13 protein-coding genes and 1 other annotated feature are annotated in these 17423 nt (G+C 42.4%); of the genes, 6 read left to right on the forward strand and 7 right to left on the reverse strand.

The window, feature by feature from the left end:
* Positions 1–408 precede the first annotated feature (408 nt).
* Positions 409–1485, forward strand: a complete 1077-nt coding sequence (locus AC1DIV_RS03925; RefSeq protein ID WP_034309244.1) for a bifunctional 3-deoxy-7-phosphoheptulonate synthase/chorismate mutase — start codon at positions 409–411, stop codon at positions 1483–1485.
* A 380-nt stretch (positions 1486–1865) separates the two neighbouring features.
* Complete coding sequence (ccpA, locus tag AC1DIV_RS03930; protein ID WP_048682265.1) at positions 1866–2870, forward strand: catabolite control protein A; 1005 nt, start codon at positions 1866–1868, stop codon at positions 2868–2870.
* An 89-nt stretch (positions 2871–2959) separates the two neighbouring features.
* Here ccpA and AC1DIV_RS03935 read toward each other — a convergent pair whose 3' ends face one another.
* The 3 genes from AC1DIV_RS03935 to AC1DIV_RS03945 are packed head-to-tail and all read right to left on the reverse strand — an operon-like array spanning position 2960 to position 5443.
* A complete protein-coding gene (locus AC1DIV_RS03935; protein ID WP_318292180.1) occupies positions 2960–4141 on the reverse strand; it encodes an acetoin utilization protein AcuC in 1182 nt (393 codons plus the stop codon).
* Positions 4134–4784 carry an acetoin utilization AcuB family protein gene (locus AC1DIV_RS03940; protein WP_048682272.1) on the reverse strand — a complete coding sequence of 217 codons (651 nt, stop codon included), beginning with the start codon at positions 4782–4784 and terminating at the stop codon, positions 4134–4136. Before AC1DIV_RS03940 ends, AC1DIV_RS03935 begins: the two co-directional genes overlap by 8 nt.
* A gap of 26 nt (positions 4785–4810) precedes the next feature.
* Positions 4811–5443: a GNAT family N-acetyltransferase gene (locus AC1DIV_RS03945; protein WP_034309235.1), complete on the reverse strand. Its 633-nt coding sequence runs from the start codon at positions 5441–5443 to the stop codon at positions 4811–4813.
* Between the two features lie 323 nt (positions 5444–5766).
* Between AC1DIV_RS03945 and acsA the strand changes: the two genes are divergently transcribed.
* A complete protein-coding gene (acsA, locus tag AC1DIV_RS03950) occupies positions 5767–7485 on the forward strand; it encodes an acetate--CoA ligase (protein WP_048682278.1) in 1719 nt (572 codons plus the stop codon).
* Positions 7486–7613: 128 nt separating this feature from the next.
* On the opposite strand, the gene AC1DIV_RS03955 is transcribed toward acsA, so the two are convergent.
* On the reverse strand, positions 7614–10646 hold the full coding sequence (locus AC1DIV_RS03955; protein WP_477575800.1) for a transglycosylase domain-containing protein: 3033 nt from the start codon (positions 10644–10646) through the stop codon (positions 7614–7616).
* 149 nt (positions 10647–10795) lie between these two features.
* Positions 10796–11012, forward strand: a binding site (T-box leader).
* Positions 11013–11078: 66 nt separating this feature from the next.
* On the opposite strand from AC1DIV_RS03955, the gene tyrS reads away from it, so the two are divergent.
* Both tyrS and AC1DIV_RS03965 read left to right on the forward strand, forming a co-directional pair.
* Positions 11079–12335, forward strand: a complete 1257-nt coding sequence (gene tyrS, locus AC1DIV_RS03960; RefSeq protein ID WP_034309231.1) for a tyrosine--tRNA ligase — start codon at positions 11079–11081, stop codon at positions 12333–12335.
* 723 nt (positions 12336–13058) lie between these two features.
* The gene (locus AC1DIV_RS03965) at positions 13059–13709 is read left to right on the forward strand and encodes a hypothetical protein (RefSeq protein WP_477575802.1); all 651 of its coding nucleotides are present in this window, start codon (positions 13059–13061) and stop codon (positions 13707–13709) included.
* Between the two features lie 401 nt (positions 13710–14110).
* Here the strand turns inward: AC1DIV_RS03965 and rpsD are convergent, their stop codons facing one another.
* Positions 14111–14713, reverse strand: coding sequence for a 30S ribosomal protein S4 (rpsD, locus tag AC1DIV_RS03970; RefSeq protein ID WP_034309220.1), 603 nt, complete (start codon positions 14711–14713; stop codon positions 14111–14113).
* 478 nt (positions 14714–15191) lie between these two features.
* Positions 15192–15671, reverse strand: a complete 480-nt coding sequence (locus AC1DIV_RS03975; protein WP_477575804.1) for a GAF domain-containing protein — start codon at positions 15669–15671, stop codon at positions 15192–15194.
* Positions 15672–15825: 154 nt separating this feature from the next.
* Here AC1DIV_RS03975 and refZ point away from each other — a divergent pair, with 154 nt between their 5' ends.
* Entirely contained in the window at positions 15826–16470 is a 645-nt protein-coding gene (gene refZ, locus AC1DIV_RS03980; protein ID WP_034309217.1) for a forespore capture DNA-binding protein RefZ, read from the forward strand.
* A 14-nt stretch (positions 16471–16484) separates the two neighbouring features.
* Here the strand turns inward: refZ and hisJ are convergent, their stop codons facing one another.
* Positions 16485–17288: a histidinol-phosphatase HisJ gene (gene hisJ / locus AC1DIV_RS03985; RefSeq protein ID WP_477575806.1), complete on the reverse strand. Its 804-nt coding sequence runs from the start codon at positions 17286–17288 to the stop codon at positions 16485–16487.
* Positions 17289–17423: the final 135 nt, after the last annotated feature.

The raw sequence follows: 17423 nt of genomic DNA on the forward strand, positions 1-17423 counted from the left end.
TAAAGACTCTTTAAACATTTCTCAGCTTCGGACAAGTGGCAGAAGATTTAAACTTTTCTATGCTTTTGTGAAAAATGATCAATTAAATGATAGCTTTCCTGTTCTATTTCCAATATAATTCCTACAATGGATGTGTTTCAATATTCTGTGTAATCGTTTTTCTGGAATGAATGCACCTAGTTTTATGCATTTATAACTTTAATGCTTAAAAGCGTTTAATTATTAAAGAAAAATATCGTGACATTTATGGACACTTCATTTATAATTGATTTAATCATACATGAAATATTCTAAATTTTTCATTGATAAAACAATCGGGGTGGAAGTTCTAGAATCCGGATGGGATTTTTTTTAGTTTGAGTCCGCTGAACCGATTTCTATTTTAAAAAACGAAGGGATGGATTTGTAATGAGCAACAAAGAGCTTGATGGACTTCGTAATCAACTGGATGATGTGAACCTTCAGTTATTACATCTTATTAATCAACGTGCTGAACTTGTACAGGAAATTGGTCGCGTTAAAGAAAAACAAGGTGTAAACCGTTACGATCCGGTCCGTGAAAGAACAATGCTGGATCTTATCGAAGCCAATAATCAAGGACCGCTTGATCTTGGTTCGATTAAACATATTTTCAAAGAAATCTTTAAATTGGGCTTGGAGCTGCAAAAGGATGATCAGAAGAAGACGCTTCTTGTATCAAGAAAACAAAAAGCTGAAGACACGATCATCGACATCAAGGGTGAATTGGTAGGTAACGGGATCCCTAGCTTCGTTTTCGGACCATGTGCCGTTGAATCTTATGAGCAGACAGCTGCGGTGGCGGAAGTCATTAAAGCTAAAGGTTTGAAATTGATGCGCGGCGGTGCCTTTAAGCCACGTACATCTCCATATGACTTCCAAGGGCTTGGTTTGGAAGGTTTACAAATACTTAAACGCGTTGCTGATGAATACGGCTTGGCTGTCATCAGTGAAATCGTGAGTGCCAATGATATTGAAGCGGCGATCGATCATATCGATGTCATCCAAATCGGGGCGCGGAACATGCAGAATTTCGACTTGCTAAAAGCGGCAGGTGCAGTAAATAAACCCGTTCTGTTAAAACGCGGACTGGCTGCAACGATTGAAGAGTTCATTCATGCAGCGGAATACATCATGTCGCAGGGCAATGGCAACATCATCCTTTGTGAACGCGGTATCCGCACTTACGAAAAAGCAACAAGAAATACACTTGATATCTCTGCTGTACCGATCCTAAAACAAGAAACACATTTACCGGTCATGGTTGATGTAACGCATTCAACTGGACGTCGCGATCTATTGCTTCCTACGGCTAAAGCGGCTCTTGCAATCGGTGCTGACGGTGTTATGGCTGAAGTGCATCCGGATCCTTCCGTTGCTCTATCGGATTCTGCACAGCAAATGGACTTCAAACAATTTGATGAATTCTACGATGAAATTAAACGTTTGAACTGGGTAACTGTTTAAGCTAAGAATGTCTTGAATTGATTTACTTACGGCCCTTACCAACTTGGCAAGGGCTTTTTTTAATGGTAAAATACTAGTTTTTACAGAAAAACCTTCGAAATAAGCACTATTGGATTGCAGGAAAGATTCGACTATCGTATGATAAATAACAAGAATGAGAACTGTTCGGAAGATTGAGTCATACATAAAGTGATATCTATGTGAATTTTATACTTGAATAGGGTATTGAATATTTGACTGAGAAGAGAGTAGGACTGTTTTTTGTTAGGCAGATCGTTCCTAAAATAATCTTCCTTATAGAGAAAAACGCATAAAAGATTTTTTTCCGAAATAATTCGGGTCTTTTATGGGGAAAATGAAAGAAATGGAGGAATGGATGAATGAATAATATAACCATTTATGATGTGGCACGTGAGGCGAATGTTTCCATGGCCACCGTTTCCCGCGTAGTTAACGGGAATCCAAATGTAAAGCCTGCAACAAGGAAGAAAGTTTCCGATGTGATTGAAAAGTTAGGGTACCGTCCGAATGCAGTGGCAAGGGGACTTGCCTCAAAGAAAACGACTACTGTCGGGGTCATCATCCCGGATATCTCGAGCATCTTTTTTGCCGAATTGGCACGGGGCATAGAAGATATAGCCACCATGTATAAATACAATATCATTCTAAGCAGTTCTGATGAGAATATAGATAAGGAATTCCATTTACTGAATACGATGCTTGGAAAACAAGTGGATGGCATCGTATTCATGGGCGGCAACATTTCTGATGAGCATGTCAAAGAGTTTACTAATTCACCGGTTCCGATCGTTCTGGCAGGTTCGGTGGATGAAAGCGGGCAAGTTCCATCTGTTAATATTGATTATGAGGCGGCGGCATTTGACGCAGTGACCTTCTTTGCTAATAAAGGCCACAAGCATATCGCTTTTGTAAGCGGAAACCCTTCCGCGCTGATTAATGAAATGAAACTGACTGGATATAAACGAGGATTGAAAGAAGCTGGTCTTTCATTTGATGAAAGGTATATTGTTGAAGGTGATTATACATATGATTCAGGAATTGAATCTTTTGAAAAGTACCTGGAAGTTGAAGACAGGCCGACGGCATTCATCGCCGGTGCTGATGAAATGGCGCTTGGTATTGTCCATGCCGCACAGGACAAAGGGTATAATGTGCCGGAAGACTTTGAAGTGATCAGCTTCGATAATACAAGATTGACATTGATGGTGCGACCGCAAATCACAACGATCGTTCAACCTTTATATGATATTGGTGCGGTTGCGATGAGGCTTCTTACAAAGTTGATGAATAAAGAACAAGTGGAGGAAGGTCTTGAAAAGGTGATCCTGCCGCATCGGATTGAAAACCGTCAATCAACGAAATGAACTGGTTTGGAGAGTGTCCCGAGGCACTCTCTTTTTGTTTCCCAAATGTTTGACCGAACAAAAAAGATCGTTTTTCAACGATCTTTTGGTTAACTTTGTTCATTGCTTTTCGATGTTTGCTTGGAAGACCTGATGGGATAAAGGACCTTTTCAAGCGTCAGGGCATTCTTCTCGGTAATTTCAGGCTTTCTCGGAATGGGTTCGTATATATCTTCCATGTCATCCCATTCAGTCGGTAGGGGAACAGGGGACTCAGGCTGCCAGCTATCGAGCCATTCCTTTGATAGGGGACCTGAAATATCATTATTCGTCATCTCAAGCCAGACCCTCGCCCAAGCCCTCGGGACGACGCGCCATATATCATATCCGCCGCCGCCTACTGCAATCCAGCGTCCTTCGCAATACTTATGGGCCATTTCATGGGCCAACTTTGGTATTTCCCTAAAAATCTTCATGGTCGCAGATAAATGGGTGAGCGGATCGTAATAATGGGAATCGGCTCCGTTTTGCGTTAATATGACATCCGGTTTGAAGTATTCAATGACCTCTTTAAAGGAAGCCCTATAGCATTCGAGCCAGGATTCATCTTCAGTGAACGCATCGACCGGGATGTTGAATGAATAGCCGTAGCCTTTTCCCTGGCCCCGCTCGTTAATCGTGCCGGTGCCGGGAAATAAGTAGCGCCCCGTTTCATGAATGGATAGGGTGCATACATCGGGATCATCATAAAATGACCATTGGACTCCGTCACCATGATGTGCATCGGTATCGACATACAAGACACGCGCCCCATATTTCTTTTGCAGGTATTTAATCGCGACCGAACTATCATTGTAAATGCAAAAGCCCGAGGCTTTCCCGCGGAAACCGTGATGCAGGCCACCGCCAAGATTAAGTGCGTGCAGGGACTGACCGGTCATGACGGCATCCACAGCGGTCAAGGTACCGCCTACAAGCAAGGCGCTTGCTTCGTGCATTTTGGGGAAGATAGGGGTATCCTCTGTTCCCAGTCCATAATTTACTGCCTTTTCAGGGGGAAGCTTTCCCTGGCCCGCTAATCTGACAGCGTTTACATAATGGTGATCATGGATCAGTTCCAATTCTGCATCGGTAGCCATTCTGGGCTTGATAATTTGATCATCATTGATGGCATGGTGTTTTTTTAATAAATCAAGCGTGAGTTTAAGCCGTTTTTGATTGAATGGATGCTCATCGTTGAATTTGTAGGTAAGGAGTTCATCCGAATAGACGAAAAGGGATGTATCATTCATGTGAAATCCCCGGTAGACTAGGCCATAAAACGGTATAGCCTTCTTTCTTCAAATCCTCCACCACCATAAATGGATTCATCGTCTGTACACGAATTACAAGAATTTTATAATCGGTTCCATTTTTTTCAGGATAAACAAGGGTGCTCAGGATATTCGTATTGCGCTTTTTGAAAATATGGGCAATATCATGAAGGGAACCTGCCTTATCCGGGATTCTGATTTCGATTTGGGAACCGGGCTGATTGACTCCTGTCAACTCAACGTATGAATGAAGTAAATCAGAACCGGTTATGATGCCCACTAACTTCCTGCCCTTTACGATTGGAAGGCAGCTGATATTGTTATCACAAAAAACAGCCCCGATTTCTTCCACGAAATCAAGCGGGTGCCCTGTGATTATTTCCGTTTTCATGATGCTTGATAATGGTTTTTGTAAATCATTTTTGTATTCTTCGGTACGGAAAATAGAAGGGGCAGCATCCCGAATATCACGGTCGCTGACTAATCCCACAAGTTGAAAGCTGTCATCGACAATGGGTATATGGCGAATTCGTTTCTCCCTAATGATCAAGACAGCGCTATGGATGGTATCCGTTGGAGTGAGGGTGATGATATCCTCATTCATTATTGTTTCAACAATCATTTTCCTTCCTCCTCTTCCTCTCCTCTTTAATACATAAACCGATTCATAAAACGCAATTGGTCGAACTTTTGGATGGATTCCGGCGGGACTCTTTTGCCAATTCGGGCCATCAGGCAGTTGGCCGGGTGGGAACTGATTTCAGGATCATCTGTTGCAAAGTAGACCAAGCCACCCGCGCTCATCATTTTTTCCATGACCTTGCGATAGTCCCAAATATTCAGCCCTGTCCCTTTCAAATCCCAATGCCAATAGTATTCAGTGGTGATGATGATGAAGTCTTCAACCGAATCGTCTTCCATTGAAAGGCGGATCAGGTTCTTCCCGACGGAGGCACCCCGGTATTTAGGGATGACCTCGATTGCACCAAGCTCAATCAGGTCCTCCATCTTGATTTCCGACCAGCGCTCCAAGGGATCGGGATATAAGTAAGTTACATAACCCACGATTGTTTCATTTTCACGGGCGATGAAGATCCTGCCCTCAGGCAAGTCTGCTATCTCTATTAACGCTTTATGCTGCAAAGCAGGGGGGCGAAAGGCGACCAAGTCTTCGTGAAACTCATAAGCGGACATTTTCTCGCCGCTTAACGGCCCCTCGATGATGAGCGTTCCGCTTAATGTCTGCAGTTCCTTAGTGTAGAAGGTCTTACTATATTCCATTCTTTCACCACCCTTGTTATATAGTAATCTTACACTCTCGCATTCCGAAGCATCGCTTTTAAACCGAATGGAAAGCTTACATAAATTATACATGAAAACAAGGGGCATAATTCAGAAAGTTCAAGGCGCTTTTGTTACAGTGCTCCTTCTTCCCCGGCTATCATATGGATCCACCTTGACCATAACCATATACCAGTATCTTTCAACATTCACCAAGAAGGGATTTCCCTAATATGGAAGCGATTAATATTTTAAAAATTGAGATAATTCGATTCTTATACTATAATAAAAATATAGAGCCGAATGAAGGGGGAGTTTGTCGTATGAATGTGAAAGCGTTACCAGTAGTGGAAGGTAATTTTAATTTAAAGAATTATGATGAAAAATACAATAAGTTTGACTGGTCTGAGACGGAAAAGGAATTCTCCTGGTCTGAAACCGGTAAAGTGAATCTTGCGTATGAAGCCATTGACCGCCATGTCGAAACATACAAAAAGAATAAAGTGGCCCTTTATTACAAAGACGATAAAAGAAATGAAAAGTATACATTCAAGGAAATGAAAGATTATACGAACCAAGCGGCCAATGTATTCAAGAACATTGCCAATGTGGAAAAAGGTGATCGTGTTTTCATTTTCATGCCTCGCTCCCCGGAGCTGTATTTTGCATTGTTGGGTGCGATTAAAACGGGAGCGGTCGTAGGGCCGTTGTTCGAAGCCTTCATGGAAGGTGCCATAAGGGATCGTCTTGAAGATAGTGAGGCAAGTGTGATTGTGACGACACCTGAACTTTTGCCGCGCGTGCCAGTGGATGAATTGCCCCATTTAAAGCATATTTTCTTGGTGGGGGAAAATATAAAAGAAGAAGGAAAGTACCATCACTTCAATAAGAAATTAAAAGAAGCCGACAAAAAATTCGACATTGAATGGGTCGATCGGAATGACGGTTTGATTCTTCACTATACCTCCGGTTCGACAGGAAAACCAAAAGGGGTGCTTCATGTTCATAATGCGATGATCCAGCATTATCAAACGGCAAGATGGGTCCTTGATTTGCAGGAAGAGGATGTGTACTGGTGCACAGCGGACCCTGGTTGGGTGACAGGGACGTCTTACGGGATTTTTGGACCTTGGCTGACAGGGACCTCGAATGTCATTGTAGGCGGGCGGTTCAAGCCTGAATCCTGGTACAAGACCTTGGAGGACTTTGGTGTCACGGTATGGTATAGTGCACCGACTGCCTTCAGGATGCTGATGGGCGCGGGTGACGAGATCGTTAAGCGGTTCGATTTAAGCACTCTCCGCCATATTTTAAGTGTCGGTGAACCGTTGAACCCGGAAGTGGTGCGTTGGGGAATGAAGGTATTCAATCACCGGATCCATGATACATGGTGGATGACGGAGACCGGGGCTCAGGTCATCTGCAATTATCCTTGCCTGGAAATCAAACCGGGTTCGATGGGTAAACCGATTCCTGGCGTGAAAGCGGCAATAGTGGATGATCAAGGCAACGAGCTTCCGCCGCATAGAATGGGGAACCTTGCCATCAAGAAAGGCTGGCCTTCGATGATGAAGACCGTCTGGAAGAATGAAGCGAAATATGAATCTTACTTTATGCCAGGTGATTGGTATGTTTCCGGAGATTCCGCATATATGGATGAAGATGGATATTTCTGGTTCCAAGGCCGTGTTGATGATGTCATCATGACGGCAGGGGAGAGGGTCGGACCCTTCGAAGTGGAAAGCAAGTTGGTCGAGCATCCAGCTGTAGCTGAAGCGGGGGTCATCGGTAAGCCGGATCCGGTTCGGGGGGAAATTATCAAAGCGTTTATCGCCCTTCGTGACGGATACGATGCGAACGATGAGTTGATTGAGGATATTCGTACATTTGTAAAACATGGTCTAGCAGCACATGCAGCACCTCGTGAAATTGAATTCAGGGATAAACTTCCTAAAACAAGAAGCGGTAAAATCATGCGCCGTGTCTTGAAAGCTTGGGAACTTGATTTGCCAACCGGTGATTTATCATCGATGGAGGATTGAGAAACTGAGTCATACTGATTATTGAAAATGAAAAGGCATCCATTGTCACTTTCATGGATGCCTTTTTGGAAGATTATAAGGAAACAGGCTGTCGGGTAATCCCGGCAGCCTGTTTTAGTTCAAGAGTGTCATTCTTCCTCTTCTTCCGCTTTATCCGTTTCTTGCTCTTGATCCTTGACTGTACCTTGATCTTTGTCAGTCTCTTGAATTTCTTTATCTGTATTTTCTTTGTCTTGAACTGGCTCTTTTTCTTTATCCGTTTCCGTTTCTTTTTCTGGTTGTATATCTTTTTCCGGTTGTTTATCTGTATTTTTATCTGGACCGTTCTCTTCTTTTGAGTCAGTCTTTTTAACTTCGTTAACTATTTTATCTTTTCCGCGATCATCTTTATTTTTCGTGGAGTCTTCTTTGGAACTTGTCTTTTTAGCGCCGCTTTCAACATGTTGGGAAGGGGCTGATTCTTTACCGACAATGTCGACGGCCGTTACGTAATAAGATCCGCCAGAGCCGACTTTGTAAACGAGATTCTCCCCAGCATTGATGCTCGCCACTTTTTTGCCGTCTTTATAGACACGATAACCGACGACATCCCCTTCATGATGCAAGCCCCATGTAATCTTATCGTTGCTGATCGTTATGGATAGGGGATCTGGTGCTTTGCCATTATCATTCAATTTCGCTGTCGCCCCGACGACATTTCCTGATTTTTCGGCTCCGGGAATCACAGATCCCGGGTCAACGACATATTTCAATCCGATATCTGCAAAGGAATCGGGATTCAACATGAACCCGCCGCTTGTGAATTCACCAGGCGTTTGCGGAAGGGCTGCGTAGCGTTTGCTGCCGACTGATACATATTGACCATCTATGAAACTATCATCCGCCCTGGATGGAGCATATTTCGCGATGAATAAATCCGATTTGACAAGCCCGGCCTTTTGGCATGAGCTTGAAGGCAGCAGTCCTGAAACGCCACAGAAGGAACGGCTGACAATTCCGCCAGGCCTTTCAAATCGCTTATCGGGATCGATGAGTTTAGGGTCGACTTTATATGCGGCATTGATCAAATCTGCCCAATAATACATATTACGTTTATTATATTCAAGACCATTATAAGTCCCTTGCAAGGATTTCGGCTTGTCATAACCGAGCCATGTCCCGAACGATACATTCGGGTTGCTGGCTACAAACCAGGCATCCCAATAGTTTTGTGAAGTACCGGTTTTACCTGCCCAATCACTTGAGAAGGCAAGGCGGTTCCTGACCGAGGCCGCCGTCCCGCTGTTTACGACATCACGCATCATATCAAGCGTCAGGTAAGCGGCTTGCGGAGAGAAAACATCCACTGGTTTCACTTTATGCTGATAGATGACTTTACCATCTTTCGAAACGATTTTATCGATCATATAAGCATCGATGAATTCTCCTGAATTGGCAAAAGTGCCATATGCATTGACGTTTTCTTCAACGGTTACACCTTTTTCCATCGCACCCAATGACACGGCAAGATTGGAGTAATCCCCTTTCGTCACGGTGGAGAAGCCCATTTTTTCCAAATACGAAGCGGGGCTCAGGTTGATTATTTTCTTGTAAAAGAGCGCTGCCGGGATGTTATAGGAATTCTTCAGGGCCTCGCGGGCAGTCGATACTCCCGTATAGCTGCCGCCGCCATAGTTTCCTGGACTCCACGGTTTGCCGCCTGTTGGAATGGAGATCGGCACGTTGGCCGATACGCTGCCAGGCGAGATCTTGCCTAGCTCGATGCCTGGACCATATATCACCAGCGGCTTCATCGTTGATCCGTTCGAGCGCAATGATGCGGTGGCGTGGTTCGTCTGTTCCCGCTTGAAATCGCGGCCGCCTACGAAACTGATGATTTTCCCTGTTTTATTCTCGATAAGTATCGCTCCGGCCTCTACGGGCTGGCTCACGGTCTTCATTTCCTTCGTATCCGGGTCGGGGACTTGCGCCAGTTTATCGTACCCGAAATTCGGATAGTTTTTCGTTACTTCCTGCATCTTGTCATAAATCTTTTTGTTGACGGTCGTATAAACCTTATAGCCATTTTGCCGCAGCTTACGGTCGGCAAGTGCTAGATATTGAGCTTTTAAATCATCATTCTTTAAATCTTTCTCTTCATATCCATCTTCTTTTGCCAGACTGACAGAGAGGATTTCGATGGAGCGTTTTTCGATTTCATAGGTGAGCCATGGATATTTCTCGGATGGCATCTCCGTTTTACCGATAAAGTCTTTTGTAATGTCGTATGCGTTTGCTTTATCATATTCTGCTTTTGTTATGTACCCGTTACTATACATCCGCTTTAAAACGGTTTTCATCCGGTTGATGCCGGGCTCTTGATTTTCCTTCAATTTTCCTTTCTGGGTATATGGTGTATAGCCGAAAGGGCTTTGCGGCAATCCAGCGATAAAGGCTGATTGGGGCAGTGTCAGATCTTTGGCCTCCACGCCAAAAATACCTTCAGCGGCGGACTCGACTCCGGCGATGTTACGGCCTGAAGAGTTTCGTCCCAAAGTGGAGACGTTTAAGTACGTTTCCAAAATTTCTTCTTTTTCAAAGAACTTTTCGACCCGGAGTGCAAGAAGAATTTCTTTTGCTTTCCGTTCAAACGATACTTCGTTGGTCAGGACTTGGTTTTTAATGAGCTGCTGTGTTAATGTACTTCCTCCCGATTGGACGGTTGCATTCGAAAATTCCTGGTAAATCGCACGCAGGATGGCTTTCGGGACAACCCCGTCATGCTCATAAAAATACTCATCTTCTGTAGCGATGACTGCATTTTTAAGATGCTTGGAAACTTTATCGATGGACACTTCCTCACGCTCAAGGTCACTCTTAAGCTTGCCCAAGTATACTTCATCTGCAAAGTATACTTCAGAGGTCTCTTCATAATTGTAAATGTCTTTTTTCAAATCTTCTTTTGAGCGTACTGGCTCATCATTGACGAGGGCAGCGAAATAGCCGGCTCCGACGCCGCCGGCGAATGAGAATCCTAGGATCCCGACAATAATGAGGATCAGTGTTAAATTCCAAATGACTTGGTATGTAACCCGCGCGTTCTTATGTGTTTTTTCACTTTGGAAAAAACGGGTCAGCTGCTTCCAGACTGTTTGAAATCTATCTTTTTGATTATTATTCATCGTATCATACCCCCTGAAATCACATATATTATAGCATATAACAGGTAGGGGAAAGGGCATCTTTCTTATTTTTCTATAATCTGTAAGGGTGATGTTGACAAGGATTCTTATGTATGATAAAAGTTTATTAACAACAATAAAATGATTAAGTGATCGCGATGATAGGACCCAGTAGTCAGACTATCCCTGTTTCAGAGAGCCGGTGGTTAGTGGAAATCGGTACAAATGGTATGATGAATTACTTCCTGGAGCATTTGCTGTGAAATGATTAGTAGCAGGAAACGGCTGACGACCGTTATTCGTCTTGAGCGGAGGGCATATTATGTCCTCAAGTTGGGTGGTACCGCGAATTCATTCGTCCCTTCATATTTATGAAGGGGCGTTTTTGTGTGCTTTTTGCGGGTTTTTTCTAAGATGGAGGAGGAATATTTAATGGAATTGCTTAAAGACCTCGAGTGGAGAGGAATTATTTATCAACAAACGGATGAAGAAGGTTTTAAGAACCTTTTGGAAAAAGAGAAAATTTCTTTATACTGTGGTGTCGATCCAACTGCGGATAGCATGCACATCGGTCATCTATTGCCATTCTTGACATTGCGCCGTTTCCAGCAGCACGGTCATCGTCCCCTTGTGCTGGTGGGCGGTGCGACAGGACTCATCGGTGATCCAAGCGGTAAAAAAGAGGAACGTCAGCTGCAAACGCTGGAAAAAGTGCTTTATAATGCAGACTGCATAAAAGGGCAGCTATCCCATATCTTTGAATTCGACGGTGAAAATGGTGCGGTCATGGTCAATAACTATGACTGGATAGGCAAAATCGATATGGTTACGTTCCTGCGTGATTACGGGAAATACATCGGCATTAACTACATGCTGGCAAAAGATACGGTTGCTTCCCGCTTGGATACGGGAATTTCCTTCACTGAATTTGCGTACACGATTTTACAAGGAATTGATTTCGGTCATTTATACAGCAATTACGACTGTAAATTGCAAATAGGCGGCAGTGATCAATGGGGCAACATTACGACCGGCCTTGAAATGATCAGGAAATCCAATGACGAGAATGCCAAAGCTTTCGGTATGACGATCCCGCTCGTAACGAAAGCGGATGGAACGAAATTCGGTAAAACGGAAGGCGGAGCGATTTGGCTTGACCCGGAAAAAACGACTCCGTATGAATTTTACCAATTCTGGATCAATACGGCAGATGCAGATGTCGTGAAATACCTGAAATTCTTCACATTCCTGTCTCGTGAGGTGATTGAAGAGTTAGAGCAATCCGTACAAAACGAACCGCATTTGCGTAAAGCGCAAAAAGCTTTAGGGGAAGAAATGACCCGTTTGATTCATGGTCAGGAAGCTCTTGACCAAGCCATCAAAATCTCTGCCGCCCTATTCAGCGGTGAGGTGAAGAATTTAAGTGCAGCGGAAATCAAATTGGGCTTTAAAGATGTCCCTAGCTTCGAACGTGAAAGCAAGGAAGATATCGGTTTGGTCGATTTAATCGTTGAAGCGAAAATTTCGCCATCAAAGCGTCAAGCCCGTGAAGATATTCAGAACGGGGCAATCTCCATAAATGGGGAGAAAGTGACCGATCTGCAATATGTAGTGACGGAAGCTGCCAAGATTGAAGGGGAGTTCATCCTCGTTCGTCGCGGCAAGAAGAAATACACATTAGTGAAATGATTGTCCAAAGCCCGGCTGAATCCCAGCCGGGCTTTGTTCTGCAAAAATTTTTTGAAAAAAACGTTGATTGGAACGTGGGCACTCGCTTTCCGCGGGCACCCCCTAGAGGAGCTTTACCCGCAACCGTCGGGAGGATAAGCTATGATTTTAATGGGGGGAGGAGAATGGAAACCTAAGTCTAAATCTGCAGTAGTCACGATTTAAAAGGGTGCAAAAGCCAATCTTACATGGAAGGGTTTAACCCTGGAACTTGATCCTATCTTTGAAAAGGTACCGAAACAGCTATGTCTAAGCTCCAATAGGCAAGAGATTTCTGCAGATAAGAAGGAGGTAAGAATTACTTTCATTGAATGGTATGCTGTAACTGATTATCATGATTTTCTGGAATCTCCATCACGTCTACTCGAATTTGAGTCAGGATTTTTAGCTAATCAACATTTTTTTTTTGTTTAGTCTTTGTTGTTTTTCCTCATAATTGATACAAAACAAAACATGGCTATCAATAATAGTATTGCTGGAAACGTATAAAAGCTTCCGTTGTATTTAATAGAGTGATCTACTTTTAAGCCATACAAATAAATAAATAGGATAAAAGAAACAGATAATGCTATAGTTCCGGCTATTAATTTCATAATATCACCTCTCTTTGGTTAATTTGTATTATATACTAAAAAGTGTATACTATAATTATCAGAAAATTTAGAAAAAACGGAGGGGTAAAAAATGAGAATTAATAACCAAAAGTTTTACATTCAACTTCTTAGTCTTTTCAGCCTGTTTATTCTATTAATAGGATCCCTGAATTTATCAAGGGTCTCTGCAGAAGGTGGAGACGATTCCATTGTAGAAATTGAAGGAGCTAATGTGGAATTAACAGTTGATGCTCCTTACAGTTTAACAAAAGACGATGGAACCTTAGTATTTTTTGATACAGTAGAAGACTATAATGCTTATTTAGATAGCCAAATTATAAAAATTGTTCCTATATGCGCAACGTGTAATAAAACTACAACAACAACAACAACCATTACTACTAATACAGCAAAAGAAAAATGGGTACACTACCACCCTCTTACAAACGCTTGGGCTAAAGCTAGCAGTTATACTATTTCTCGTGGGAAATCATATACTATTTCTGGTTCTTATAGTTATGATGGATTTAATGTGGGTGTTAGCGTAGCTCATAATACCTCAGTTTCTACAACAATCCCAGCTAATTCAAAAAAATACAGTAGATTAGGTGTTTGGTCAGACATTACTTTCAAGAGATTTAAACACATAGTAAAAAGCCCGACTGGAAAGGTTATAAATACGTATTATTCAAATACTGCATACGGTGTTGGTGCTCCCTATATAAAAGTTAAATATAAATAAGAAATCATCAGTTTATAAATCATTGGAGAACAAATACAGTATCTATTTTAAATGAATATATTATCTACAATAATTGTCTTAGCCTATTTCGTTACTGTATTTCTCCTACATTTATAATTTAAGTAATGTGGTGGTGACTTGGCTTTCGCTATATTTTTAATTATTACACTACTTTATAAAGTATTCTTCTCTGATATTAAAAACGTCCTCCTATTTCAAGAGAACGTAAAAATAAGCGACAGTCCACAACCTATTTTTTTAGTGGAGTTTTCTAAACCTCCCCTAATTAAACAGGTTATCATACACCATTCTAAAATTAGGAGAAAAAGAAAAAACCCTAGAAACACTGATGTATCAATGTTTTTAGGGTTTTTTTAATGGCTGTTAACAAAGCGTTTTTATTAACGAGAGTAGAACTCAACGATAAGAGCTTCGTTAATTTCAGCAGGCAATTCAGAACGTTCTGGTAAACGAGTGAAAGTACCTTCTAATTTCTCAGCATCGAAAGTAAGGAAATCAGGAACGAAGTTAGTTGCTTCAACTGATTCTTTGATGATTGAGAAGTTGCGTGATTTTTCACGAACTGAGATTGTTTGTCCAAGAGACACTTTGTAAGATGGAATGTCTACGCGGCTTCCGTCTACAGTGATGTGACCGTGGTTAACAAGTTGACGTGCTTGACGACGTGTACGAGCTAAACCAAGACGGTAAACTAGGTTGTCAAGACGTGATTCAAGAAGAATCATGAAGTTTTCACCATGTACACCTTTAAGTTTGCCAGCGCGGTCGAACATTGTGCGGAATTGACGCTCAGTGATTCCGTACATGTGACGAAGTTTTTGTTTCTCTTGTAGTTGCATTCCGTATTCAGAAATTTTTCTACGTTGGTTAGGACCATGTTGTCCTGGAGCATAAGGGCGTTTTTCTAATTCTTTACCAGTACCTGTTAGGGAAATTCCTAAACGACGGGATAGTTTCCAGCTTGGGCCAGTATAACGAGCCATAGGATGACTCCTCCTTTAAATGTTTTTATTTTGGTAAAATAAAAACCGTGTGAATGTACGATCATGACCATTTTGTTTTCATGTACCTTCGCCCTAGCAGCAGAGGGTTACGAGATACACCTCTGGATTGAGGAACAAAATGAGAACATAAAGGCTATCACATAGGCTGCAATATTTTACACAAAGAGTATTGTATAATATTCTGCTCAATGAGTCAAGGACAGTTGTGATAATTATAGAATAGAGAATGGCGGCAGGAAAAATACAATTTTATCATGAGAGTATGAATGCAACAATTATGGATGGTTTCCGGGATTACTTGGGAGCCCTTGCCACGGGTTTCCTTTGCATCATTTAAAAGTGAAATGTCAAAAGGGCCGGTGAGAAGTTATATATTGAGAAGGGTTCAGGAAAGGGCTTGTACCTGGGAACTGAAATGGAAAAGGGAGCAGGCATGGGTTGCCACTCCCTTTAACTTTTATAGATGATTGGAAAGGATTTCAGCGAACTTCTCCAGTCCTTGCTGATCCATTTCGTCAAAACGGCCCGTTATTGGGCTGTCGATATCGAGGACACCAAGCAATTTGCCATCCTTCATGAGCGGGATGACAATTTCAGATCTTGATGCCGCATCGCAGGCGATATGTCCAGGGAATTGGTGGACATCCTCAATGCGCAGGGTTTTTTCAGTTGCCGCTGAAGTGCCGCATACGCCCCTGCCCATTGGAATGCGTACACAGGCCGGAAGCCCCTGGAAGGGTCCTAGTATTAATTGGTCTTCTTCATATAAATAAAAGCCAACCCAGTTAATCTCATCGAGAAACTGATTAAGTAAAGCTGCCGCATTGCTTAAATTGGCTATCCTGTTCGTTTCATCTTCGATTAAGGCAAGTAGTTGTTTTTGGACCAGTTCATAGTTTTTTTCTTTTTTTCCTTGATACATTTCGACATTAAACAAAAGCGTTCACCTGTCTTCCTCAAATTTTTACAGCACTTTCTAATCATGATGCTCCATTGTTGGGAAATTGTCGAGAACTTACTAAAGGATTCAGGCTCTTTCGTGAAGAAGTAGTCCATAAGACTTGTCTCAAAGAAAGCGAGGGATTGCCTGAATGAATCGCCAGACGCCAACGAAACAAGCCATTGTGGATGCTGCATTGCATTTATTTCATTTAAAAGGCTATCATGCTACATCCATACGGGATATTGCGAATAAAGCGAAAGTGAACGCTGCCAATATTGCCTACTATTTCAAGAATAAGCAGGGGTTGCTGGAATTCTGTTTCACTTCCTATTTAGAAGAATATATCCTGGTCCTTGAGACGAACATGACGCTGCTTGAACTTAAAGGCCCGCAGCATTGCTTGATGAACCTTGTAAAGGATATCCTCGCTTTCCAGAGGGAAAACTTCCTTGCTGCACGGTTCATATATGGGGAATCTTCACTCGATTCCAATTTAAACCGTGAAATTCATTCGACTTATTTTACAAAGGAAAAGTCTTATTTTCAATATATATTGGAACAAGGAATCAAGAGCAGGAGTTTCCAGCAGGTCTCCGTTCCCATGTATATGCTGCAGTTGAAGGGATTATTGACGGCCCCTGTCCTGCATACCCATTATGCGATGGATGTGCTTCATGTATTCCCGCAGGAAGCGTATTATACTAATATTTATGCCAATGAAGTCGGGCGTTTTCTGCAAGATACCCTTTTCATTGCCGAAGACCTGCAGCCGTTGTTAGCTGGCCGGGGCTGAAGTGTAAACATGAGTTACCCATTATACCCTTCAATCAGTGCCTGATGGCCCTGACCCAAATCTTTAGCCTGATGGGCATCGGAACCGTAAATGAGCGGAATGCCGAGTTCTAAAGCACGCTTTGCAAATCGTTCAGGAGGGTAGGGTTCACCGCATAGCGGCTTTACAAGCCCAGCTCCATTATAATCCAGTTCATACCTTTGATCCTTGATCATTTCGAGAACCTTGTAAACCCGCTCGTCAAAACTTGATGCCGGCGGATATCGATGCTGGAATTTATGGACAAGCGTAATGTGCCCGATCCGTTTTGGTTTATAAATGCCTAAATCAGTTTCTATTGATTTTTCCATTGTATCGTAATATTTGGCATAAACCGATTCCACTGAACCTAGTTCATTGGCAATCTCAGCGAACCCATTTTCGCTGAAATCGATGCAATGCCAGCTATTTTGATGCTTGATGAAGTGAACGGAAAGTATACTATCATCAAGGAATTCTCCGATTTCGTCGAGGAATTCTTTTGTTTCTTTTTCATACCCCTCTATAAAGTCAACCTCCAGACCTGTTTTGATCAGGATTTTGTCTTTATGGCGTTCTTTCAGTACGCGGAGCTCTTGAAAGTAATCCAGGAGCAGGGCAGCGTCCATCCCGCTGTCTTTTTCAGGCGTAGGATCTTGAAAATTTCGTGGCAATGGAGCATGTTCCGTAAATGTGATTTCCTTTAATCCTAGCTCGATTCCCCGCGTAATATATTCATCGAATTTATCCGTAGAGCCGTGAGGGCAAAACGGAGTGTGCACATGACCGTCAGCTTTCATGGTCCTTCCCTCCCAAAAAACAGGTATTTGTAGCAATTTTCTACAAAAAAATCATTTTTCTCGTCAAAAATTATTGCTAACATGGTATCATAAAAGCATTAAATTTAACATTTTTACAATTCATATATAAATAGC

It is taken from the genome of Peribacillus sp. 05N428 (assembly GCF_056397085.1).